The 807-nt window shown below is 64.6% G+C and carries 1 protein-coding gene; it reads right to left on the reverse strand.

What is annotated here, in order from left to right; all coding sequences use genetic code 11:
* Window positions 1-807 (reverse strand): beta-eliminating lyase-related protein (locus ACR0I8_RS22080; protein WP_480703667.1); only part of this gene is annotated, 807 nt, incomplete at both ends.

Here is an 807-nt window from a genome sequence, read left to right on the forward strand (position 1 = left end):
GACCGGTCTCGGAGGTGTAGAGGATCGGATAGGCATCCTGCAGACGCGCCGCGATGTAGTTGGCGTTCAGGATCGCCACTTTGGTCGCCTGGGTCAGGCCCGCGCCACCCATCAGCAGCACATAGGCCCAGCTGACCGGCAGGATCGAGGGCGAGCCGAAGGGCGCCGCTGAGACCGGACCCACGGCGGTGCCGTATTCCGGGTGGCCGGGCAGGTGTTCCTCCAGATGCGCCTTGACGCCGATGGGGCCCATGCCGGGGCCGCCACCGCCATGGGGGATGCAGAAGGTCTTGTGCAGGTTCAGGTGGCTGACGTCGCCGCCAATGTCACCCGGCCGCGACAGACCCACCATGGCGTTCATGTTGGCGCCGTCGATATAGACCTGACCGCCGTGGTCATGGGTGATCTGGCAGACCTCCTGCACGGTGGTCTCGAACACGCCGTGAGTGGACGGATAGGTGATCATGCACCCGGCCAGATGATCCGAGTGTTTCTCGGCCTTGGCGCGGAAGTCATTCAGATCAATATTGCCGTTCTCATCCGCCTGCACCGGCACCACCTGCCAGCCCACCATCTGCGCCGAGGCCGGGTTGGTCCCGTGCGCCGAGGTCGGAATCAGGCAGACATTACGGTGCCCTTCGCCGCGGGCGAAGTGATAGTTGCGGATGGTCAGCAGGCCTGCGTACTCGCCCTGCGCGCCCGAGTTGGGCTGCTGGGAGATCGCATCATAGCCGGTGATCTGGCACAGCTTGTCGTTCAGATCGGCAATCATCTCGTGATAGCCCTGCGCCTGATCTTCGGGGCAGA

The sequence above is a fragment of the Ruegeria sp. BG9 genome (genome assembly GCF_056538305.1).